Annotated in this window: 19 protein-coding genes and 1 pseudogene; 7 read left to right on the plus strand and 13 right to left on the minus strand. The window is 60.1% G+C overall.

The window, feature by feature from the left end; all coding sequences use genetic code 11:
* Positions 1-15 precede the first annotated feature (15 nt).
* The 3 genes from N2600_RS01495 to N2600_RS01505 form a co-directional block, all read right to left on the minus strand.
* Positions 16-1041 (minus strand): acyltransferase family protein, encoded by a 1026-nt coding sequence (locus N2600_RS01495; RefSeq protein ID WP_311202884.1) that lies wholly within the window; start codon positions 1039-1041, stop codon positions 16-18.
* A gap of 67 nt (positions 1042-1108) precedes the next feature.
* Positions 1109-2464 carry an O-antigen ligase family protein gene (locus N2600_RS01500; protein WP_017966986.1) on the minus strand — a complete coding sequence of 452 codons (1356 nt, stop codon included), beginning with the start codon at positions 2462-2464 and terminating at the stop codon, positions 1109-1111.
* Positions 2465-2507: 43 nt separating this feature from the next.
* On the minus strand, positions 2508-3242 hold the full coding sequence (locus N2600_RS01505) for a GDSL-type esterase/lipase family protein (protein WP_260297764.1): 735 nt from the start codon (positions 3240-3242) through the stop codon (positions 2508-2510).
* A gap of 236 nt (positions 3243-3478) precedes the next feature.
* Here N2600_RS01505 and ku (N2600_RS01510) point away from each other — a divergent pair.
* Positions 3479-4285 (plus strand): annotated as a pseudogene (gene ku, locus N2600_RS01510) (non-homologous end joining protein Ku).
* 179 nt (positions 4286-4464) lie between these two features.
* Here the strand turns inward: ku (N2600_RS01510) and ku (N2600_RS01515) are convergent.
* The 3 genes from ku (N2600_RS01515) to N2600_RS01525 form a co-directional block, all read right to left on the minus strand.
* Positions 4465-5319, minus strand: coding sequence for a non-homologous end joining protein Ku (gene ku, locus N2600_RS01515; RefSeq protein WP_260297765.1), 855 nt, complete (start codon positions 5317-5319; stop codon positions 4465-4467).
* A gap of 18 nt (positions 5320-5337) precedes the next feature.
* Positions 5338-5568: a DUF2188 domain-containing protein gene (locus N2600_RS01520; RefSeq protein ID WP_222386398.1), complete on the minus strand. Its 231-nt coding sequence runs from the start codon at positions 5566-5568 to the stop codon at positions 5338-5340.
* A gap of 72 nt (positions 5569-5640) precedes the next feature.
* Complete coding sequence (locus N2600_RS01525) at positions 5641-5901, minus strand: hypothetical protein (protein ID WP_222386397.1); 261 nt, start codon at positions 5899-5901, stop codon at positions 5641-5643.
* Positions 5902-6046: 145 nt separating this feature from the next.
* Between N2600_RS01525 and N2600_RS01530 the strand changes: the two genes are divergently transcribed.
* From N2600_RS01530 to N2600_RS01540, 3 genes are all read left to right on the plus strand, one after another.
* Positions 6047-6475 carry an OsmC family protein gene (locus N2600_RS01530; RefSeq protein WP_017966992.1) on the plus strand — a complete coding sequence of 143 codons (429 nt, stop codon included), beginning with the start codon at positions 6047-6049 and terminating at the stop codon, positions 6473-6475.
* Positions 6476-6522: 47 nt separating this feature from the next.
* The gene (locus N2600_RS01535) at positions 6523-8007 is read left to right on the plus strand and encodes an FAD/NAD(P)-binding protein (RefSeq protein WP_260297766.1); all 1485 of its coding nucleotides are present in this window, start codon (positions 6523-6525) and stop codon (positions 8005-8007) included.
* A 215-nt stretch (positions 8008-8222) separates the two neighbouring features.
* Positions 8223-9128 carry a DMT family transporter gene (locus N2600_RS01540; RefSeq protein WP_260297767.1) on the plus strand — a complete coding sequence of 302 codons (906 nt, stop codon included), beginning with the start codon at positions 8223-8225 and terminating at the stop codon, positions 9126-9128.
* A gap of 15 nt (positions 9129-9143) precedes the next feature.
* Here N2600_RS01540 and N2600_RS01545 read toward each other — a convergent pair whose 3' ends face one another.
* The 4 genes from N2600_RS01545 to N2600_RS01560 are packed head-to-tail and all read right to left on the minus strand — an operon-like array spanning position 9144 to position 15103.
* The gene (locus N2600_RS01545; RefSeq protein ID WP_260110065.1) at positions 9144-10763 is read right to left on the minus strand and encodes a VOC family protein; all 1620 of its coding nucleotides are present in this window, start codon (positions 10761-10763) and stop codon (positions 9144-9146) included.
* A 21-nt stretch (positions 10764-10784) separates the two neighbouring features.
* Positions 10785-12380 carry a response regulator gene (locus N2600_RS01550; protein ID WP_260110066.1) on the minus strand — a complete coding sequence of 532 codons (1596 nt, stop codon included), beginning with the start codon at positions 12378-12380 and terminating at the stop codon, positions 10785-10787.
* A gap of 4 nt (positions 12381-12384) precedes the next feature.
* Positions 12385-12810 (minus strand): response regulator, encoded by a 426-nt coding sequence (locus N2600_RS01555; RefSeq protein ID WP_017966997.1) that lies wholly within the window; start codon positions 12808-12810, stop codon positions 12385-12387.
* The gene (locus N2600_RS01560) at positions 12797-15103 is read right to left on the minus strand and encodes a sensor histidine kinase (RefSeq protein WP_260297768.1); all 2307 of its coding nucleotides are present in this window, start codon (positions 15101-15103) and stop codon (positions 12797-12799) included. The genes N2600_RS01555 and N2600_RS01560 overlap by 14 nt, the downstream gene beginning before the upstream one ends.
* 28 nt (positions 15104-15131) lie before the next feature.
* Between N2600_RS01560 and N2600_RS01565 the strand changes: the two genes are divergently transcribed.
* The 3 genes from N2600_RS01565 to N2600_RS01575 all read left to right on the plus strand — a co-directional run bounded on the left by N2600_RS01565 (position 15132) and on the right by N2600_RS01575 (position 17163).
* Positions 15132-15509 (plus strand): response regulator, encoded by a 378-nt coding sequence (locus N2600_RS01565; protein WP_260297769.1) that lies wholly within the window; start codon positions 15132-15134, stop codon positions 15507-15509.
* Positions 15510-15991: 482 nt separating this feature from the next.
* Positions 15992-16696, plus strand: coding sequence for a helix-turn-helix transcriptional regulator (locus N2600_RS01570; protein ID WP_260297770.1), 705 nt, complete (start codon positions 15992-15994; stop codon positions 16694-16696).
* Between the two features lie 29 nt (positions 16697-16725).
* Positions 16726-17163, plus strand: coding sequence for a response regulator (locus tag N2600_RS01575; RefSeq protein ID WP_260297771.1), 438 nt, complete (start codon positions 16726-16728; stop codon positions 17161-17163).
* A 3-nt stretch (positions 17164-17166) separates the two neighbouring features.
* On the opposite strand, the gene N2600_RS01580 is transcribed toward N2600_RS01575, so the two are convergent.
* The 3 genes from N2600_RS01580 to N2600_RS01590 form a co-directional block, all read right to left on the minus strand.
* A complete protein-coding gene (locus N2600_RS01580; protein WP_260297772.1) occupies positions 17167-17883 on the minus strand; it encodes a sensor histidine kinase in 717 nt (238 codons plus the stop codon).
* A gap of 262 nt (positions 17884-18145) precedes the next feature.
* Complete coding sequence (gene secD, locus N2600_RS01585) at positions 18146-20692, minus strand: protein translocase subunit SecD (protein ID WP_260297773.1); 2547 nt, start codon at positions 20690-20692, stop codon at positions 18146-18148.
* An 83-nt stretch (positions 20693-20775) separates the two neighbouring features.
* Complete coding sequence (locus tag N2600_RS01590; protein ID WP_260297774.1) at positions 20776-21156, minus strand: hypothetical protein; 381 nt, start codon at positions 21154-21156, stop codon at positions 20776-20778.
* Positions 21157-21198: the final 42 nt, after the last annotated feature.

The raw sequence follows: 21198 nt of genomic DNA on the forward strand, positions 1-21198 counted from the left end.
CTGATCGCGCCAAAATCAGGATCGACGCCAGCGAAGTCTCATGGCCTTTCCGGCGCTGAGCGCTTTGCGCACCGGTTCATCGTAGAGGCGGGTGACGATGATGGCCAATAGGACGATCAATGGAAGAACGATGGCAAAGATCGCCCAAGCCGGCGGTTGCCCCAGGCCAGCGGCTTTCAATGCTCCCAATAGCAAGCCGAGCAGCGGAACATGAATTGCATAGAGCGCGTAAGACGCCTCTCCCGCAATAAGAAGCGGCTGTCGCAGCACGCCATCGAAGTTGGCTGTGTAAAGGACAAGCACGGCGATCGGAAATAGAGCAGTGATGACAATCAGGTCCTTAATGCCAACCAAGGCGGCGGGCGCCTGGAAAACGAGAAGTGCAGTCGCGACGACGATGACAGCCACTGCTACTGCTTTTCCGATGCCTGAAGGGGAAAGCCGCTCACGGTAGCGGTACATCAAGATGCCGAGGGTGAAGGAAAAGAGAACGCGGGGAAAACCGGAGAGCAAAGCGCCGTCGAGCGGGATCAGGTCGGCGCTTCCATGGGCCAGCGTTTGCGCCGCCAGCCAAACCCATGACGCCAGCAGGATGAGTGCGAGCACGCCGCTGGACAGCATTCTCGCCGCATAGCCGTAGGCGAGGTTGATCACGATCTCCAGGAACAGGGACCATGACGGACCGTTGAAGGGGAACAAGTTCGGCGCCTTCAGCGATGTTCCACCGATCGCCGGCAGGAAGAACATCGAGGCAAGCAACGAGGTGGCAAACAGCATGGGATCCATTTGCTGATTTCTGCTGAGCGACATACCTGCATATGCGAGTACGCCGAGCAACAATCCGAGCAGATAGAGGGGATACAAGCGGATGAGACGCTTGATGGCGAAATCATTGGCAGAGAGCGTAGACTCCTGAATGAGTTTCCTCTCATAGGCGTGGCCGATCACGAAGCCGCTCAGACAAAAAAACAGGTCGACGGCGAGGTAGGCAGCAGGTGCTGCATCAAAGCCGACAAACCCTTCGGTGTGATGCATTGCCACACAAATAGCCGCCAGGCCGCGAATTCCATCGAGGCCAACCAGTCTACGATTATTTGAACTCATCTTTTTAGCCTGATGCATGTTGCGCTCCTGCCTGGGTCGGTTTGCGGAAGCGGGACAGGAACTCCGGGCCGAGGCTCGTCAGTGCAATCACGGTATGGGGCCATAGGATGAAGGGGGCCAGCATCATTCCGGCTTCGGTGAACGCGCCGATCAGGATCAGGAGGATAATGACAACCTCCTTCCTCTTGGTGATGGCGAGCGCTTGATTGAGGGGTGACGAGGTCATCTTCCCCACGAGCCGCACCACCACGAACGACGTCCAGATGATGGTGGCGGGTATGCCCATGTTCAGCGCAAGTTCGATATAGGTGTTGTGGGTGGATTGAGCGTCCCAGGTAAGGCGAACATATTGCTCCATGATTTCGGGCTGTCGGAACAAGGCAAATCCCCAGCCTGTAAGGGGCCGCTCGAAGATCAACGGCAGCAACTGTTCCCAGACATTCGTACGTCCGCTGAGCGTAAGGTCTTTCCCGAATGACTCGGCAATCGCCTGTGCCACACCCATCAACGCGACGGAGACGACAAAGCCCAGCAGGGCGAATGCAAGAAGAACGACGAAGGATCTGAAAATCCGGCCTGGAAAGCGCTGAATCCAGCTCATTCCATAGTATACGGCTATTCCGATCGAAAGCAGGATGATCGCCGTCGATGATTTCGCCAGCACGATGAGCACGAGGTAGAGCAGCATTGCCGCCCATCGCAGGAGATCATAGTAGCGCAGACGCCACATCGGCAGGGCCGGCAGCAGCAAGATGAAGTTTGTTGCCGAGAACTGGCCGAGCATGTTTTTGTGGTAAAAGGCCCCTTTCACCATCCCGGCATAACTGCCTCTCATCACCGCGAACCGCGGAAAGGCTGCTGTGTAAAGAATATTGATGAAAGCCGTTGCAATCGCAAACTTCGCCAGGCTTTCAAATGTGTCAACGGCTCCGTAACGGGCCCGGTAAAGAATGGGTCCAGCTGTCAGCAATGCGACGGCGACGAGGGCTCGGAGCGAGGCTCCGACGCTGACGGAAAAAGCAATCGAGAGGAAGACGCATAAGCAGACTATGCCGACCAGCGGCGAGGCGCTGCGAATCAATTCGAAGATGCGCCTGGGCTCCAGGATGCAGTAGAGGCCAATGAGTGGAACGAGCGACATCAGCAACAGTCGCATCGGCATGGGGTCTTTGCCGACGCCCTCCTGGAAGTCGGCCGGCAGCCCATACCACATGCCGGTCGCTCTCCAGAGCGAAATATAAAATATTGCCGAGAGGACGATCCGCACGAAGGTTTCACGCCGAATGCGATATTGCGCGCGAGCTCTGGGTCTATGTCTTTGCAGGCCAATCGGTTGGTAGCTGTCAAATGAGGTGCTCATGACATTCCGCCTTGCGTTTTGGTAACCACCTGAGCGGCAAAAATCAAAGCTGTAGACCCGCTGCGGCGAGGAAGCTCGTGATCAGCTTGTATGCCCCTTCATTAAAATGAAGATGGTCAGGCTTGTAGTTGGAACATTCTTTATCGCTTGGCTTACCGCACCGCAACATATCATCGTTCATTTGAACAAACGTGACACCCGGCATTTCAGCCAATGACGATGCGACAAGCTGGTTGGCCGGAATTCGTACATTCTCGTAGAAGGCATAGCGCTTGCCCCGGGGCGGTATGGATAACGCATAAATGTGGGCGCCTGGCCAAAGAGCGCGAACCTTGCTGACAACAGCGACAACACCAGCTGCCACGGCGCATGGCGCAGTTTTCGCCCCCAGATTGTTCGTGCCGATAAGCACGACGACATCGGCGGGATGGAAATCCGGAAGGTTTAGACCATCGAGGCGGTACAGTGCATTTTGCGTGGTATCGCCAGCGACCCCGAGGTTCATCACTGGGCGCGTGGGAAAGCTGTCCTTGATCCAAGGCTGCCAGAGCTCGACAAGTGAATCGCCGACAAGAGCCAGATTGTATCGGGCCGATTTGTCGCGGTAGCTGGGAAGAGCTCGATCATATCTCTTGTTTGCCGGCTTTTGTTGAGCCGACACATTCGACGCTTTTTCAGGGTCGGGGCATTCCTGTGCGAAGGACGGGCCAGCATTGCTGACCATGAAAAGGAAATTCAATGCGAGGACGATGACAAGGTTGGCGAAGAGTCGCAACATTCAGATTACCGATATCCTGACGTCTTGGGGCTTTCATTATTGAAGAGGAAAATGGCGGTGGCAAGGAAAGAGTGGCTGTGTCTCTCCGCCCACAATGCTCGGCCCCGTTGGCAGCCGATCCATGAAATGGAAATCACTGACCGCAACTGATCAACGAAGTCTTCAATTGCCGGAACCAAAGATCGAACCAGCCCGTTGATTGCCATGCCCAACTGTGCGCGGGAGACAGGACAGACATGGCACGTCAGACATTCTGGAAAGGTTATCTCAAGCTCTCGCTCGTCACTGCCGCCGTCTCGCTGACGCCGGCGACGACCGAAAGCAACAAGGTCCGTTTCCATGTCCTCAATCGCCAGACGAAGAACCGCGTCGAAAGCCGCTATGTCGACAGCGTCACGCATAAACCGGTGGCCGAGCGGGACCAGGTGAAGGGCTATCCGCGCGGCGAGGACGACTATGTTCTTCTCGAAGACGAGGAGATCGAGGAAGTCGGGCTCGAAAGCACCCGCACCATCGAGATCGACAGTTTCGTGCCGCGCGGATCGATCGATTGGATCTGGTACGACAAACCGCATTTTCTGGCGCCCGAGGACAAGGTCGGGGTGGAAGCCTTCTGCGTGATCCGCGAGGCGATGAAGGCGAATGACGTGGTCGGGCATCGCCCGCCTTGTCCTTTACCGTCGTGAGCGTGCCGTGCTGTTGGAGCCGCAAGGCAAAGGCATCGTTCTCTGGACCCTGCGCTATGGCGACGAGGTGCGTGAACCCGTGGCTGAACTCGACGAGAAGACCGAGATCGACAGCAAGCTGCTGACGCTGATGACGAAACTTGTGAAGGAAGAGACGAAGGATTGGAGCCCCATCATGGTGCAGGACCCAATCCAGAAACGCCTGAAATCGATGCTCCGTGGCAGCAGAAGAGTTTGAAGAAGGCCGCGCCCGCGAAAAAACCTGCACCCGTGAAATCGACGGGCAATGTCATCAATATCATGGATGCGCTGAAAAAGAGCCTGGCCGCGGAAGGCGGCCAGAAGTCGCGCCAATGAAGAAGCGGCCAGCAATTTTGGGGAAACGACATTTCTAAATCAAAGACTTAAAACGCACTGCGGGAATCCACTTTGACGCGCTTCAGGTCCAGCGGCTTCGCCGGCACGACAAGCTGATGCATTCGCGCGAGGTCGGGTGCGCCTGAGATGCCTATCGCCCGCCAACGGGCGAGGCCATCTCAGCTTGCCTTCTTGCTGCGGCTGTCGCTGCGCGCCGGCGCCTTCTTCTTCGCCAGGGCCTTCTTTGTTGGAGCCTTGCCGCTCATCTTCGCGCTCTGTCGCAGCGCTTCCATCAGGTCGACGACCTTGCGTTCCGGCGGCCGTTTCTTCTTCGGTGGTGCCCGGCCCTCGATCTTCGCCTTCACCAGTTCGACGAGGGCAGCCTCGTAGCGATCTTCGTATTCGCTCGGTTCGAAGCTGCCACGCTTGGTCTCCAGGATATGGCCTGCGAGTTCGAGCATCTCCTTGTCGAACTTGATGTCTGGAATGTCCTTGAAGATGGTATCGGCCGAGCGCACCTCGTAGTCGAAATTCAGCATGGTCGCGACGATGTAGTCGTCATGAGGACGGATCAGCAGCGTCCGGTTGCGCCGGAAAAGCACGGCTTCGGCCAGCGCCGCGACCTTGCCGTCACGCATGCCCCTGGCGATCAGCGACAGCGCCTTCTCGTCGTGTTCGTCGACGGGCGCGAGATAGTAAGGGCGGTCGAAATAAAGCTTGTCGATATCGTCATAGGCGATGAAAGCCTTGATATTGAGGACCTTGTCGCTTTCCGGCATGATTTCGGCGATCTCGTCGCCCTCGATGACGATGTAATCGCCATTCTCCATCTGGTAGCCCTTGACCTGGTCGCCCCGCTCAACCGGTTTGCCGGTCTCGCTGTCGACGAATTGCCGTTCTACCCGGTGGCCGGTCCTGCGGTTGATGATATTGAAAGAGACACGGTCGGAGGAGGAAACAGCGGTATAGAGCCCGACGGCGCAGGCAAGGTCGCCCACCTTGAGATGACCTTTCCAGCTTGCCCGGGCGGCCATTCCATCCTCCGCGGCCAATCAGAGCCGGCTGCCGCTCTTGTCGGTGTCGATTGGCTGGACTTCCCAGCCGCCATCAGGCGCGGGATAGGCGAGCAGCGCATCGCCATCGCCGATCTTCTGCCTCGATGCAGCGTCCTTGGCATGGATAATTGCTTCATCCGCTGTCGCATAGGTTTCCGAAAGTGTGTCGCCGAGCTTATAGGCCCAACCATTGTCATGCGGCACGACCTGATAGGTGATATCGGCCATTTCGGATCTCCTCTTTTATTCAACAGTGAGAACATGATGCCGAAAACTGCTCACGGTTTTCGGTATCATGTTCTACTTCCGATGTGGTTTGCGCCGTTCGTCGAGCGCAATGATCTTCTCCAGCGATGCGATGTCCTCGCTGGTGACGACGGCAACCGGATCGGCAGCGATGGCTTCCAGCACCTCTCGCGAGATCGCGCCATTGCGAATCGCCCATTCCAGCGTTTCGCGCGTTGCCCGCTCGGCCTTCAGCTGCGCATAGAGCGCAACGATCAGACGATCGCGAGCATCCATCCGCCGGCTCTGGTTATCCACGCTGCGGACATCAGGCATCGCAATCCACCTTTGTCACTGATTTCGTTCAGGTGTATTCAACTGATGAGGGATGGAAAGGTTCCGAAACCGATGGGCGGGCCATTGCCATTGCCGCGCTGGGAGGAAATCACCATCTGCAGGATTTTCGCAAGAGGATTTCAACATGGCCGATCTCAAGGCTCGTCCCCGCCCGACCGGCGCTACCGCCGTTCTCGGCCGGACGGGTTTCCCGCACGTCACTTCCGCCACCAAGGGCGAAATCGATATCGTCACCGCGCCGTCGCAGCCGGGTTTCAATCCGCTCGATCTGCTCTATTCCTCGCTCTCGGCCTGCCTGGTGCTCAGCGCCCGCATCGCCGCCAGCCAGATGGGCATTCTCGACAAGATCAGCGAGATCACTGCCGAGGTTACCGGCGAGAAGGCGACGGAAGGCCTTTCGCGCGTTGCCAAGTTCAATATCGCCTTCTCCATCAAGGGCGATATCGATGAGGAAACCCGGCAGAAAATCGCCCATGCCGCCGAAGACGAGATCTGCACGGTGAGCAACACCATCCGCGGCGATCCCGAGTTCTCGACGACGATATCGGGCTAAATCATATAATAATTATAGACAACTGGAGGAGGAGGATTGCGTGACCAATGCCCCGCTTCTATGCTCGGGCATCGAAAGCAATGATCCCGGCCATCATGCAGCCCAAGCCTCTCCCGACGTCTGAACAGCCCGTCGTCGCCATCATAGGCGGCGGTGTCTCCGGCGCCGGCGTCGCCTATCATCTCGCGAGAGCCGACTGCGGCGAGCGCCCTGCCATCGTGGTCTTCGAGCCGCGCGCCGAGCTCGGCCACGGCCTTGCCTATGACACCGCCGATCCGGCCCACCGCATCAATGTTCCTGCCGCCAAGATGAGCCTGCAGCCCGACGACCTGGGGGAATTCCAGGCCTGGATCGAAGCCCGCAACGCCGTCGCCGACGACCCTGAGGCCAAGCAGCCCGAGGGCCTGCTCTTCCCCCGGCGCCGGCTGTTCGGCGATTATGTCGCCTCGCTGCTGAAGCCGCTGCTGGAAGATGGTGCCGTGCGTCATTGCCGCGCCGCAGTGACTGGGGTCGAGCGCGGTGCCGGCCGCTGGTTGATCCTCGACGACAGAGGCGGCGTGACGGAGGCCGATATTGTCGCGATCGCCACCAGCCATCCGGCGCCGGCAGCCCCCGGCCGGCTTGCAAGCCGGCTTGCGGCCCATCCCCGTTTCATCGCCGATACCACCAAGCCCGGCGCGCTCGAGGTGATCCGTCCGCATGATCGGGTGCTGGTCATCGGCAACGGCCTGACGGCTGCCGATGTCATTGCCTCGCTTGCTGGGCGCGGGCATGACGGTCCGGTAACCGCGATCTCGCGCCGCGGTCTGCGGTCTCGCGGGCATGCGCCGGTGCCGCAGCAGCTTTTCGGCGATTTCGTCTCCGATGCGACCCATTCCGCCGTGTCGCTGCTGAGAGGGATCCGCGCCGCCATAAAAGCCGCGAAGGAAGAGGGCATAAGCTGGCATGGTGTGATCGACCAAGTGCGGGCGCAGGGATACGATCTCTGGCAGGTGCTGCCGGTTGCCGAACGACGCCGCCTCGTGCGCCATCTGCGTCCCTATTGGGACGTGCACCGTTTCCGTATCGCCCCGCAGGTAGAGGTCGTGCTCGACGCGGCGATTGCCTCGGGCCGCCTCGATATCCTGGCCGGCTCGGTCGCCGATGCCCGCATCGAAGGCGAGTTCATGCTTTGCATCCTGCAGCCGCGTCATCAGCGCCAGCCGTTGGAGCGGCGCTATGACGCCGTCGTCGTCACCACCGGCCCGGCGCATGGCGGCATTCTCGAGACCCAGCCGTGGCTCGCGGCACTCGCGGCAAGCGGTCACCTGTCGCTTGATCCCACCGGCCTTGGCCTTGCCTGCACCGAGCGTTCTGAGGCGATCGGCCCGTCGGGAACGACAGACCCTTCGCTGCTGATCTCCGGCCCGCTGGCGCGCGGCACCTTCGGCGAGCTGATGGGACTGCCGCAGGTGACCGAGCATGCCTTCTTCGTCGCCGGCGAGATCGCCGAAAAGCTACGGACGAGCGCGACGAATAGGCATCCTGCCTGATTCTCCACCAATATGTCGCTCTTCGACTGTCGTCGGTCATCGACTTCTGATAGTCACTCGGCCACTACTGCATAATTCCTTAAATCGGAATCGATTTAAGGATAAAATTATGCAGCAATTTTAAGTGTTACAGCGTCCTTTGCGCGTCTGGAAAGACGCGCGGCGCTGTAATATCTCGCCGGCCCGGCATTCGGGCGACCAGAAATATCGAGACTATGTCGCAGGCTGCCTCCACCCTTTCCGAAGCCCCGCCTTCCAATCGTTTCGCCCTTGCGTCGCTTCTTCTCGGCGGGGCGGCGATCGGCGGCTCGCCGATCTTCGTCAGGCTGTCTGAGGTCGGCCCGATGGCGACGGCCTTCTGGCGCGTGGCGCTGGCGCTGATCCCGATCGTCATCGTCTCGCTCATGAAGAAGGATGCGGGGCCGAAGCCGCAAAGCCTTTCCGACTATGGCATGCTGGTCCTGCCAGGCGTGATGTTGGCGCTCGACCTCGGCGCCTGGCATCTTTCGCTCACCATGACGTCGGTCGCCAACGCAACGCTGCTTGCCAACCTCGCACCGGTTTTCGTTACGCTGATCGCTTTCCTCTTTTTCAGCGCGAGGATCAGCCGCATCTTCCTGTTCGGGCTTGTCCTGGCGCTGTCAGGCGTCGTCATTCTGAAGGGTGGACCGGCAGCCATCGGCAATGGCGACCTTCGCGGCGATGGCATCGCGATGATCGCCGCCTTCTTCTATGCCTGCTACATCCTCGCAATCGGCAGGCTGCGCAGCCGCTTCGATACCATCCGCATCATGTTGTGGAGCACGGCATCGGCTGCCGCCTTCATCTTTCCGGTCGGCTTCTTCTACGAAGGTCACATGCTGCCCGCGACCGTCTATGGCTGGTCGATCGTCTTCGGCCTCGCCTTTATCAGCCATGCCGGCGGGCAGGTGGCGATCACCTATGCGCTCGCCTATCTGCCGCCAGCCTTCTCCTCGCTGACACTGCTGCTGCAGCCGGTGGTCGCGGCCATCCTTGCCTGGGCGCTGCTCAACGAGGCGATCGGGACGATGCAGGCGCTCGGCGGCGCCGTGGTGCTTGCCGGCATCATGGTTGCCCGGACATCCCGCGTTCAGGTGTGAAGCCGAGCCCGATCGTCAGCGATTTTCCTGCAGCAGCCATTTCTGGATGATCGGCACATCGGCATCACCGAGATCGTGGCCGCCGGGGATGACGTCGGAATCGACGGTGGCGCCCGAACTCTTCAGCCTCTCCTCCAACTCGCTCGCATATTTGCCGTAGGCATCCGTCTTGCCGCTGATGACGAGCAGGTCCGTGCCCTTCAGATCGGCATGCGGATAGTCGCTGAGAACGGGCATGGAGCGCAGCAGCACCGCCTTATGAACCAGGTTTGGATGCAGATAGAGCAGCGAGTTCAAAAGATTGGCGCCATTGGAGTAGCCGACATAGACGACCTTATCAGGATCGAGCCCGTAGGATTTGACGGCCCCCTCGATGAAGGCCGCAAAGGCCTCGGCCTCGGTCTTGATGTCGTTCTGGTCGAAGGAAAAGGGGGTAATGCGCTTGTACCAGCGCGGAAAACCTTCCTCCGTCGCCCGGCCGCGCACGCCGAGCAGCGTTGCCCGCGGCGCCACCTTGTTCAAGAGCGGCATCAGCGTCGTCTCATTGCCGCCGGATCCGTGCAGGAGCACGAAGACGCTGCCGTCTGGGTCGGGGGGCGTATAGAAGCGATGGACGAATGGCAGCTCGCGATAATTGATGCGCGGCTGACCGGGCATTGAAAATTGCGGCAGCATCACCTTCAGGTCATGGAGATTGGTGATGGCTTCGGGTGGCGCGAACAGCTTGCCTCCGAGGGCGGCGTGCTCTTCGTCCACGGTCATGCCCGGCTTGTCGGTCGCGAGCTCCACCAGCGTGCCTCCGGGCTCGCGGGCGTAGAGCGAGCGGAAATATTTGCGGTCGTGCATGTTGGTCGGTGACGCGTCGGTCGCCTCGAGCGCCTTGCGCACCGAAAGCAGCGTCTCCTCGTCGGCGGCGCGGAAGGCGACGTGATCGACCGTGCCGGTGCCCGGCGCGCCGGACCAGAAGCCGCGCGCATCGCGCACGTCGATGATGTCGCCGGACTGCGACACCAGCCTGTCGATCGTGCCGCGGTTGGCCTGGAAACGGTAACCGAAATGGCTCTCGATGAAGCTGCGGCTTTCGGCGGGCTTCTCCGTCAGCATGGTCGCGCCACGAACGCGCTGGATGGCATGCTCGACTGGGATCGAGGCGCCATCCCAGGCGGCCGGCGATACCAGGTTCTTTGCGCCTGCGAGCTTGAGGATGATGTTGTCGGGGTCCTTCAGCCGCAGCACAGGCTCGCCGAATTCGTCGGCCGGTCCTTCCGAACGCAGGCCGAAGCTCATGGCGCGCGTCAGCCAGTAGCCGATGCTGGCGGGGTTTATCGACAGCGATATTTCGCTGATCTGGCCATAGCCGGCCCGGCCGGGCGTACCATCTTCCCAGGCGAGGAAGGTCAGCAGAGAACCTGGTGTTCCTGCAGCATCGCCATAGAAAAGATGAAGTTGCGTCGCGTCCTCGTAACCGGCCGTCTGCTTGACGAGCCGCATGCCGAGAAATCCAGCGTAGAAGTCCACGTTCGCCTGCACCTTTCGGGTGACGGCCGTGACGTGATGTATGCCTGATACCATCGAGAGCAGTCCTGATTGAAGCGGCGTCGTCAGGAGCGCCAGTATGAGAGCTGCAAAGGTCATACCGTTGCCAATGACGATCGCTTAGTTTTGTTCCGCACAAAGCGCAAGCGAATCGCCGCGCTGCAACAACTCCAAATGTTCGACATCTTCGAGCGCCTCTTCCAGTTGCTGCAGGGTCGGCGGCTTGACCATATAGGCGCGCGCGCCGAGACTTCTGGCCCGCCGCATGTCGCTCTCGTCGCTTGATGTGCTGAGAATGCAGACGGGAATTTGCTTGAGGCGGACATCGGCTGAAAGCGCATGCAGCACCTCGAAGCCGTCCATGATCGGCATGTTGATGTCGAGCAGCATCAGGTCGATCTGCGGCACATCGGCGATGCCGGCGCGTTCTTCGAGCAGCCGCATTGCCTCGCGTCCATTGGTGGCGACATGCAGGTTGAAATTCACCTTCTCCCGCCGCATCAGCTTGATCTTCAGAATCTGGATGTCGGCCGGGCTGTCTTCCACCAGCAGCACTTCGGCCAGCCTGCCCGAACCTTCGCCTGGCTGCTCCGCTGGCCTGGCGCTGTGCGGGATGGCCGATGCGGCAGGCGGCGTGGACCTCGCCTCGGCGCGCGGCACTTCGAGAATGAAGGTGGCGCCCGGCCCGTTTTCTGCCTCGCACCAGATAGAGCCGCCATGCATCTGTGCGATGCGGCGGCAGATGGCAAGGCCGAGCCCGGTGCCCTCGATGCCGCGGCCGACGAGGCGCTTGAACGGCTGGAAGATCAGCTCGCGATGCTCAGGATCGATGCCGGGCCCGTTGTCACGCACGGTGAGGCGGAAGATATCGCCCTGCGTTTCGCCTGCGATGCTGATCTCCGGAACTTTCTGCTCGCAATAGCGGATGGCATTCGACACCAGGTTCTGCAGGAGCTGGGTCAGCAGCGTCGCATCGCCCATCACCTCCGGCAGTGCCCCGCGGATGATGATGGCGCCACGGCTTTCGGTCTGCTGACGCAGATTGTCTTCCACTTGGTCGAGCACATCAGAGAGCGAGACCGGCCTGAGCTCCAGCCCGCCGGAGGCCTCCAGCCTGGTGAAGCCCGAGACCTTGACGATCAGGTCTTCCATATGATCGGCGGCGCTGAGCACGTAATCGAGCAGTTCCCGGTCTTCGGCCGGAAGCGCGGCAGAACCGTGCAGGATGCGGCTGAAGGATTTGATCGTCCGGAGCGGCTCCTTCAGATCATGGGCCATGGCGCGGGTGAAGATCTCAAGCGATTGCCGCTTCTGCTCCAGCTTTGCTTCCAGCATGCCATGCATGATGGCGTTCTGGATGCAGCGGTGCAGTGTTTCAGGCGACAGCGAATCCTTTGTCAGATAGTCGCGCGCGCCGCTCTTCATCACCTCGACGGCCACGGTTTCGTTGCCCTGGCCGGTCAGCATGATGACGTTGGCGGCGGGATCATCCTCCAGGATATCGGCGAGAACGCCGAGCCCGTCGCGACCCGGCAGCGAATAGTCGAGCAGGATGCAGTCCGGCCGTTTCCGTCCGTTCAGTGCAAGGCCCTCTTCGCCCGTCTCCGCCTCCACGACGGTATAGGCAGTACTGGAGACGCGGCCCAATATGCGGCGATAGACCTCGCGATCGTCGATGTTGTCGTCGATGATGAGAATGCAGCAGTGTTCCGCCAATCTGTCAGTCCTCGAGCGGCAGGATCGCGATTTCGAACCAGTATTCCTTCAGCCGCTGGATCGCAGCGAAGAGCCCGTCGAGATCGACCGGCTTCTGCACATAGGTATTGGCGCCGAGCGCATAGCAGCCGTCGATATCGCGCTCGTCGTCGGAGGTCGTGAGGATCACCACCGGGATCTTGCGCCAGCCGGCGTTCGACTTGATCGCCTCCAGCGTCTTGCGGCCGTCAAGACCCGGCATGTTGAGATCGAGCAGGATCAGTCCAGGTTTCGGCACCATCGAGGCGAGCATGTCGAGCGCTTCTTGACCGGAGGCCGCCCAGCGGATCGAGTTGCGCAGGTTGGTGCGTTTGAAGGCGCGCATCGTCGCTTCGAAATCGTCCTCGCTATCCTCGACGATCAGGATCGGTTGCGTGTCACGCTGCTGCATTCTGCCCCTCGCGCTTTTTTCCCAGGGTGAAATAAAATGTCGTGCCGGTGCCGACTTCGGATTCCAGCCAGATATCGCCATTGTGCCGCGCGATGATCTTGCGGACGAAGGTAAGGCCTGCTCCGGTGCCGTCGTCGGAATCCTGCGACTTTTCCAGCCGCTTGAAAATGCGGAAAATATCCTCGTGGAATTCCTGCGGAATGCCCTTGCCGTTATCCTTAACGAAAAACACGTTGCGGGCAACCGTGCCGTCCTTGCCGACGAACCGATCGAGGTAACCGATCGAGACGAGCGGCGCCGGCTTGTCATTGTATTTGATCGCATTGGTGATGAGATTGCGGAACACTTCGGTCAGCCGCGGCGCGTCGCAGACCACCTCCGGCAGCCGGCCGTCGATGATGACCTTGGCATGCCGCTCCTCCAGCAACAGCTCCATCGTCGCGACGACATCCTTGACGATCAGGCCGATATCGGTGCGTTTGACCGCCAGTTGCTGCCGCCCGAGCCGGGAGAAATAAAGAAGGTCGTTGACGAGTTTCTCCATGCGCTGGCTGAGGCGTACGAGCCGGTTCAGCCGGCGCACGCCGTCCTCGTCGAGCTTGTCTTCATAGTCTTCCAGGAGGAAGCGGGAATGGTTGTGCAGGCCGCGCAGCGGTTCTTTGAGATCATGCGAGGCGATATAGGCGAATTCATCGAGGTCGTGGTTGCTGCGCTCGAGCTCGGCCGTATAGGCCTCGAGCTGGGAAAGCGTCGTTTTCATCCGTTCTTCCTGGCGGACGCGTTCGCTGATGTCGCGCACGATACCGACAAAGGTCTTCGCTTGGCCGGTGACGACGGCGCTGATGGAAACATCGATCGGAAAGACGATGCCGTTCTTGCGTCGTCCGGAAACCGTGCGCGTCGTGCCGATGATGCGCTCCTCGCCGGTCTGCCGGTAATGGGCGAGGTAGCCGTCGTGCTCGGAATGGTAGGGTTCTGGCATCAGCATCTTGATGTTTTTGCCGATCGTCTCCTGCGCGGAGTAACCGAACATGCTTTCAGCCGCCGGATTGAAATTCTTGACCGTTCCACGCTCGTCGATGACGACGACGGCATCAGGAGTACCGCGCACCAGCGCGCCGAAGCGGACGCGCTCGCTTTCCAAGTTATAGTTGTTGCGCATGAAATAGAAGACGAGGATCGCGATCAGCCAAAGCGTGGCAGCCGTAATAGTGCGGTTGGCGATTTCCTGCCAGAACGCCGCCTCGTTGTGTTTGACGGCGAAGAAGCCGAGCATCAGGAGCACGGTGCAGGCAAAGGCGAAGAAAAGCGGCGCATTTCTGTTTCCGAACCAGAGGGCCGTCAACACCAGCGGCACATAGAGAATGCCGTTGGCAACACCCAGCGGCGTATAAAGATCGACAAGAATGCCAGTGAAGCAGACCGCAGCCGGGATCCACAGTGGGATCTGCGCCCGGTTTGTCGGCTGCATCCACCAGGAGCGGGCGAGAAGCCCAGAGCCGAAGATCACTATGCCGATCGCCGTATGCAGGGCCATCGCCGCATAGGGTCCCCAGCGGTAACCCAGTTCGGCATCGGTGACATAGCCGGCAAGCGCGATCATGCCGAGCGTGATGACGACATAGCTCGTCAGTTCCTGCATCACTTGGCTTATCGACTTCTCCATATGGAGCGAGAGCAGCAGCGAAAGATTGGCGATCAGGAAGACCAAAGCGGTGTTCGGCCCCATGCCGCCGCCGATCTTGGCGATGAAATCGGGCGGAACCAGGAAGCGCGTGATCGACATGTCGACATTGTGAAAAGCCCGCCCGATGGTGACGATTTCCACGAGCCGGGCCGCAGCGATCGCTGCCGCGAGCCCCGCCATGATCGTTGCCGTTACGCGAAAACGGCTGGCCGTCAGTGTCGAGGCGGCAAGCCCCACGCCGGAAAGCACGAAGCAGAGAGCGGTGTTGAAGGCCATCGACGGAAAGCCGGGAACCAGCGAAATGACAATCTCGACCCGCAGAAGCCAGCCGGCAAGGGCAATCACGCCGAGAAGGAACATCAGGCAGCCGACCGCAATCGCAAAGGCACGGTAGTGCCGCCTTGGCTGGTCCTGCAGGTCCACGTTGCCCTGATCCTGCACCCGTGTCTCCTCCTTCGGTTCGCGCGGCCATTTTTTCCGAAATCGAGGAATACTCAATAGGCAAGGCAGGGCGGTGCCACGCTTTTTGCGAAATGATCTGCGATAAGGTATATCGAATTTCAGTGGAACCGCGATATGGTGGCGTCGAAGGACAGCGAGGTTCATTCGAACAATATCCAAATTACGGTGCTAGATGACCACCCTATTTTATGTCGACGACAGCAAGGATGACCTCTTCTATCTCGACTATATCTGCAGAAGGCAGCAGATAGACGTCGATCTATTCTGTTTTCCCACGGCCGAAATGGCGCTGGAAGCGCTGGCGATGCGCGCGGCGGAAGGCAAGACCTCGCCTGACCTGCTAGTCGCCGATCTCTACATGCCACTCGATAGCGGCATCGGCCTGATCACTCGGTTGCGCCTGGATGATCGTTTCAAGGCGATGCGGCTTGCTATCTGCAGCGGATCGGATGCTGCCGAGGATCGCGCGCGTTCGCTCGAGGCCGGCGCCGATGCCTATCTGGAAAAGCCACTTGACCTTGCCGCGATCATTCACAATCTCGAGATGTAGAAAACGGCGAAAGCCGGATGACCTGCTCCCCCTCATTCGTCCAAGCCATATGACAAACCGCAATTGACAAGGTCAAGGACGCATCACAAGATGCAACCGGAGCGAAGAAACTAGAACGCAAAAATAAGCGCTGAGAGAACCGATCAACCCGCGTTCGCCGCCACGAACATCAGCCAACCCCTTAGCTGAATGGGTCTATCGGCTCTCTCGCGCTTACGTCTGGCACTGCCTTCTCGCATTCATGGATGTTGAATGCAGGAAGAATACGATACCCAGGTAAGAACTACTGCCCCTCAGTAAAATCTGCCCGTGCATCACCTCAAGTTGAGATAATTGATGATTTCCGCCTTGCATACCGAAAGTCCCCGTTTTCGATATCTCTCATCAACCTGTCTCGCAATTTTTGTAGCTCTTCGCCTTTAAGACGTATATCCCAAGATTTAGGGATCGGATGCATTGGCGGGAGGAGAGGAAGAGTGGGAATGAACAATGCCCCGGCAATTCCCTTTCATGCCGGACCGGAATTGAGCCGGGCGATCAACCGCACCGATTTTTTCCGCCTGCTGAAGTCGGCGGCGCAGCATTACAACTTCGACAATTTCGCGCTTGCCCGCATTTCCGAGGCTTCGGCCCCTTTCGGTGAACGCGATATCGTCATCACCAATGTCGCTGAGCGGCGTGTCGGCCTTTTCATCACGACGTTGAAGGAAGCGCTGGGAACGGTCCGGGCAAAGACCGCCCATTTCCTGGCAACGCCGGTCCATAGCAGGAGCGCACAGCCGGAAGTTTATCCGTCCGATCTTGTTTTCAACGAATTCCTCGCTGGCGTCTTTCTCTTCATCCCGCTGTTTACGCCGGAAGGGCGGCGATACTGCCTCGTGCTCAGCGGCGAGCGTCAGGAGCCGGATCAGAGTGAGATCGCCGACATGCTTCTCGACGCCATGCGCATTTTCGACAAGCTGTACGAGGAAATCCTGGCGCCGGAAATGTCCGGACGGCTGACCCAGCGCGAATCGGAAATCGTCAAATGGACGAGCGAAGGCAAGACGTCGGCGGAAATCGCCATTATTCTCGGTCTCTCCGAACACACGGTCAATTCGCACATCACTGCGGCCGCGCGCAAACTTGACGCCGTCAACCGCGTTCATATGGTGGCGATCGCCTTGAGGAATGGTTTGGTTTCGTGAAATTGGTTTCGGATTGGGGAAATGAGACGATGATCACCGAAGCGGGCCGGAGGAACACCGTCAAAGTTCTCTTTGTCGATGACGAATTCATCGAATTCCGCGCGCTCAAGAAGAAGATCGCCGATCTCTCCGAGCCGGCCGTCGAGGTTGAATATTCGCCATCGATCGGTGACGCGCTGGAAAAGATCCGCCTGGCGCGCTTCGATCTCATCCTGCTCGACAACCGCCTGCTGCCCAATGCCGATTTCCGCGAAACGATGCCGGAGCTGCGCGGCATCGGTTACACTGGCCCGATTGGCGTCGTCTCGACCGATATATCGGGTGGCTATTTCCAGGAATTCCCGGATTACGGCGTGGATTTCCGCATCGGCAAGGACGAAATCGACGCCCAGGCGCTGCAGCACATCATCCGCGAATATGTGACCTATGACGTCCCGGATTTCTGGAAGGACGATTACAGTATCTAACCATCAGGCAATCGGAAGGCGGATGATGAAACAGCTGCCGCTCGCATCCGAATGTTCGAGGCTGATATCGCCCCCAAGCGCCGTTAGAAACTCCCGCGCCATCGTCAATCCGAGACCGGCGCCCTGAACAGCTCCCGCCTTCGGCAATTTCCAGAACGGCTCGAATATTCGCTGCCGATAAGCCGGATCGATGCCCGTCCCATTGTCGGAAATCCGGAAAAACCAGTCCGTCCCCGTGCGCTCCGCGGCGATGGCGACATGCGGCGGCGCTTCCCCGCGATAGGTGAGGGTATTGGTCAAAAGATGCCGCAGCACCAGACCGAAGAGGGCAGGGTCGGTACGGATGGAGGGCAGGCCGTTGCTTTCAAGCGTCGCCTCGCGGACCGCCGCCTCGTCGGTCAGTTCGTCCCAGATATTTTCGGTCAGCGCCTGCAGATCGACCTCTTCAGGCGTCACCTGAGGTATGCCGCCGGCAAGGCTCATCAACGCCTTGGTAAGGCGCTGCGCCGTCTGCGCCTTTTCCAGGATCATCCGGAGGCTCTGAAGCTGTTCGCCATCGAGCGTCTCCTCGAGATCGTCGAGCAGCAGCTCGGCATACATGGCGATATGGCGGAGCGGCGATTGCAGGTCGTGCGAAGCGGTCGCGAGAAAACGCTTGATGCGCTCCTCGCTGTCACTGGCACTATGGGTTTCCGGCGGTCTTGTCGGGTTCGATGACATCTGGCGGTTTCCCCGATCTCAATTGCAGCGCCGCGCGTCCTTTCAGACGCGCAAAGGGCGCTGTAACACTTTGAATTGGCACATAATGCAGCAGCCGACAATAGAAAGAGGGCGCCGGCTCTGCAACCGGCGCCCCCTTCAGGGATGCGTTAAAGACGGAATAGAGCGCCGCGCGTCTTTTCAGACACGCAAAGGACGCTCTATCACTTTGAATTGCGCATGATCCTTTCCGAAAATCGATTCCGATTTTCGGGGTTATGCGCTAGCTCGCGGACTTGCGCGGGCGACCCTGTTCCGGGGGGATGATCTCGACTGCCGTATCGGTTGCCGCTGACTTGGCATGGCGGCGGCGCCAGTCGCCGAGGAAGAGCAGGATGGGTGCCGCGATGAAGATCGACGAGGCGCCGGCCACGAGAATGCCGAAGACCATCGGGATTGCGAAGCTCGAGACGGCACTACCGCCCCAGATCGCCATCGGCACGAGCGCGAGGAAGGCCGTCGCATTGGTGTAAAGGCTTCGCGCCAGCGTCTCGTTGATCGACTTGTCGATGATCTCGCGCAACGGCATCGACTTGTAGAGCCGCATGTTTTCGCGCATGCGGTCATAGACGACGACTTTGTCGTTCACCGAATAACCGACAAGCGTCAGGATGGCGGCGATCGCCGTCAGGTTGAAGTCGAGGCCGGTGATCGCGAAGAAGCCAATCGCCTTGGTGACATCGAGTACCAGCGTGACGATGGCACCCACGGCAAATGGCCATTCGAACCGCACCCAGATGTAAATGAGCATCGCCAAGCTTGCGATCACCACCGACAGGATACCGGCCCAGGCAAGCTCGCCGCTGACCTTCGGACCGATGACGTCGGTACCTTCGACGGTGGCGGTCGGATCGATCTTGGCGACCTCGGCCTTCAGCTTGGTCACCGCTGCCGTCTGCGCCTCTTCGCCACCTTCCTGCCGCTGGGCACGAACGAGAATGCTGTTCTTGTCGCCGAAGGACTGCAGCGAGATTTCGCCGAGACCAAGCGTGTTCAAGCCTTCACGGAACGTCCCGAGATCGGCCGGGCCGGTGGTCTTGACGGCCATCTGGATGCCGCCGCGGAAATCGACGCCGTAGTTGAGGCCCGGATGAATGAAAAGCACGACGGAGGCGATCGAAAGCAGCGCTGAAACGGTGAGGCCGAAGAAGCGCGCCTTCATGAACTGGATGTGCTTGTCATAGGGGCTGAACGGGATCAACGGCCGGATGTTCAGCACCTTGATCTTGCTGCGGCGGGTGATCTCGATCATCGCGACACGCACGAAGGCGACCGATGTGAACATCGAGATGATCAGGCCGAGCGCCATGGTCACGGCAAAGCCGCGAACCGGTCCGGAGCCGAAAAAGAACAGGATGGCCGCAGCGATCAGGGCCGTCATGTTGCCGTCGATAATGGTCGAATAGGCGCGGCGGAAGCCGGTGTCTATCGCGGCGAAGGCGCTCTTGCCCTTGCGCGTTTCTTCGCGGATGCGCTCGTTGATGAGAACGTTGGCGTCGACCGCAAGGCCGATGCCGAGAACGACACCGGCAATGCCCGGGAGCGTTAGCGTCGCACCGACCAGCGTTAGCGCCGAAAAGGTCAGGATCGTGTGGATCAACAGCGCGATATTCGCCAGGAAGCCCCAGGTGCCATAGAGAACGAAGATGAAGGCTGCGACGAGCACAAAGCCGACGATGCCGGAATAAATGCCCATCTTGATGGCATCGGCTCCGAGGTCGGCGCCGACGGTGCGCTCTTCGATGACCGTCAGCTTGGCGGGCAGGGCGCCGGCGCGCAACATGGCGGCCAGCGTCGTGGCGCTATCGGCCGAGAAACTGCCGGAGATCTGGCCGGAACCGCCGGTGATCGGCTCGCGGATAACAGGCGCGCTCAGCACCTTGTCGTCGAGGACGATGGCGAAGGGATTGCCGACGTTCTGGCGGGTGATCTCGGCAAAGCGGCTGGCGCCGGCGCTGTCGAAGCGGAAGCTGACGATCGGCTCATGCGTGTTCGGGTCGAAGCTGACGCGGGCATCCGAAAGGCGGTCGCCGGAGATTTCGACGCGGTCGAGGACCGGATAGGACCTGCCTTCATCGTCCTTCAGCATGGTCACGCCGGGTCCGGGCGCATTGTTCGGCGACAGCATGTGGAACGACATCTTCGCGGTGGAGCCGAGCAGTTCGCGCAGGCGTGACGGATCCTGTGCGCCCGGAAGCTGGACGAGCACGCGATTGGCGCCGATGCGCTGGATGGTGGGCTCGGAGACGCCGACCTGGTCGACGCGCTGGCGGATGACTTCAAGGCTTTGCTGGACGGCATTGTCCACATTGGCGGAGATGCCGGCCGGCGAGAAGCCGACCGTGATGGTGGCGCCGTTCGCAGTGACGGCCAGATCCGACTGGCCGGCGCTGAGGCCGGTGCTGATCGGGTTGGCAAGCGTCTTGAGCTCGGTGACGGCAGCATCGCTCTGCGCGGCATCGGCAAGCGTCACGACGATCTGGTTCTGGCTGCGGACCACGGCTTTCGGCTGGATGCCCTTTTCGCGCAGCACGCGCCGCGCGTCCTGAAGCAGCGACTGCAGCCGCTCCTTGGTCAGGTCGGCTTCGTCGACTTCCAGAACGAGGTGCGAACCACCGCGAAGGTCGAGGCCGAGCGACACCTGCTGATGCGGCAGCCAGGCCGGCACGCGCTGGAGGACGGATTGCGGCAGGGCGTTCGGCAGGGCGATCAATAGGCCGAGTAGGATGATCACCGTATAGGTGACCACCAGCCATCGTGAAGTACGCATGTTGTATTCCTTGATATCGAGGGCCGGCGCTCGGGCGCTGGCGGCATGTCGTCAATGGTCGGAAGCGCCGATCGGCGCGAGCGTCAGGTAGCGACCGGCGGTGCGCGCGGCTGATGGGTCCTGGAGACTGCGGCATGAAGCGAAGCTTCAAATGCCGGAAAAGGCGCGGCCATGGTCCAGCCGGAAAAATCGACAACCGGGGCGGCGGCAAGGGCAAGCGGTCCGGCGTCATGCGCCGCCTGCTTCGGTGCAAGCTTGCGTTCAGACGCAAGCAGCCCGCGCACGGCATCGCGCGCAGTCAGTTGCGGCGGCTGCAAATCCCGATCGGAAGAGGAAAGCGTATTGGCGGTGGCGGCCGGCGAGATCACCAGATTGCCGCCGAAAAGCAGGCCGAGATAGGCAAGGACAGCGACGAGAAGGGAAGCGGCGATACGGCTCGTCAGACGGCGCTGGTCCAGCTCCATCCTCTCCGTCCCGGCGATGTCACTCCCGTATCGGCTCAAAAG

Origin of the sequence: Rhizobium sp. WSM1274 (assembly GCF_025200775.1) — a bacterium.
In the GTDB taxonomy this organism is placed as follows: domain Bacteria; phylum Pseudomonadota; class Alphaproteobacteria; order Rhizobiales; family Rhizobiaceae; genus Rhizobium; species Rhizobium leguminosarum_I.

Excerpts from the sequence above, each read along its gene's own strand:
- N2600_RS01500 (WP_017966986.1), bottom strand. The coding sequence starts at position 2,464 with ATGAGCACCTCATTTGACAGCTACCAACCGATTGGCCTGCAAAGACAT.
- N2600_RS01505 (WP_260297764.1), bottom strand. The coding sequence starts at position 3,242 with ATGTTGCGACTCTTCGCCAACCTTGTCATCGTCCTCGCATTGAATTTC.
- ku (WP_260297765.1), bottom strand. The coding sequence starts at position 5,319 with ATGGCCGCCCGGGCAAGCTGGAAAGGTCATCTCAAGGTGGGCGACCTT.
- N2600_RS01520 (WP_222386398.1), bottom strand. The coding sequence starts at position 5,568 with ATGGCCGATATCACCTATCAGGTCGTGCCGCATGACAATGGTTGGGCC.
- N2600_RS01525 (WP_222386397.1), bottom strand. The coding sequence starts at position 5,901 with ATGCCTGATGTCCGCAGCGTGGATAACCAGAGCCGGCGGATGGATGCT.
- N2600_RS01530 (WP_017966992.1), top strand. The coding sequence starts at position 6,047 with ATGGCCGATCTCAAGGCTCGTCCCCGCCCGACCGGCGCTACCGCCGTT.
- N2600_RS01535 (WP_260297766.1), top strand. The coding sequence starts at position 6,523 with ATGCCCCGCTTCTATGCTCGGGCATCGAAAGCAATGATCCCGGCCATC.
- N2600_RS01540 (WP_260297767.1), top strand. The coding sequence starts at position 8,223 with ATGTCGCAGGCTGCCTCCACCCTTTCCGAAGCCCCGCCTTCCAATCGT.
- N2600_RS01545 (WP_260110065.1), bottom strand. The coding sequence starts at position 10,763 with ATGACCTTTGCAGCTCTCATACTGGCGCTCCTGACGACGCCGCTTCAA.
- N2600_RS01555 (WP_017966997.1), bottom strand. The coding sequence starts at position 12,810 with ATGCAGCAGCGTGACACGCAACCGATCCTGATCGTCGAGGATAGCGAG.
- N2600_RS01560 (WP_260297768.1), bottom strand. The coding sequence starts at position 15,103 with ATGAACCTCGCTGTCCTTCGACGCCACCATATCGCGGTTCCACTGAAA.
- N2600_RS01565 (WP_260297769.1), top strand. The coding sequence starts at position 15,132 with ATGACCACCCTATTTTATGTCGACGACAGCAAGGATGACCTCTTCTAT.
- N2600_RS01570 (WP_260297770.1), top strand. The coding sequence starts at position 15,992 with ATGAACAATGCCCCGGCAATTCCCTTTCATGCCGGACCGGAATTGAGC.
- N2600_RS01575 (WP_260297771.1), top strand. The coding sequence starts at position 16,726 with ATGATCACCGAAGCGGGCCGGAGGAACACCGTCAAAGTTCTCTTTGTC.
- N2600_RS01580 (WP_260297772.1), bottom strand. The coding sequence starts at position 17,883 with ATGTCATCGAACCCGACAAGACCGCCGGAAACCCATAGTGCCAGTGAC.
- secD (WP_260297773.1), bottom strand. The coding sequence starts at position 20,692 with ATGCGTACTTCACGATGGCTGGTGGTCACCTATACGGTGATCATCCTA.
- N2600_RS01590 (WP_260297774.1), bottom strand. The coding sequence starts at position 21,156 with ATGGAGCTGGACCAGCGCCGTCTGACGAGCCGTATCGCCGCTTCCCTT.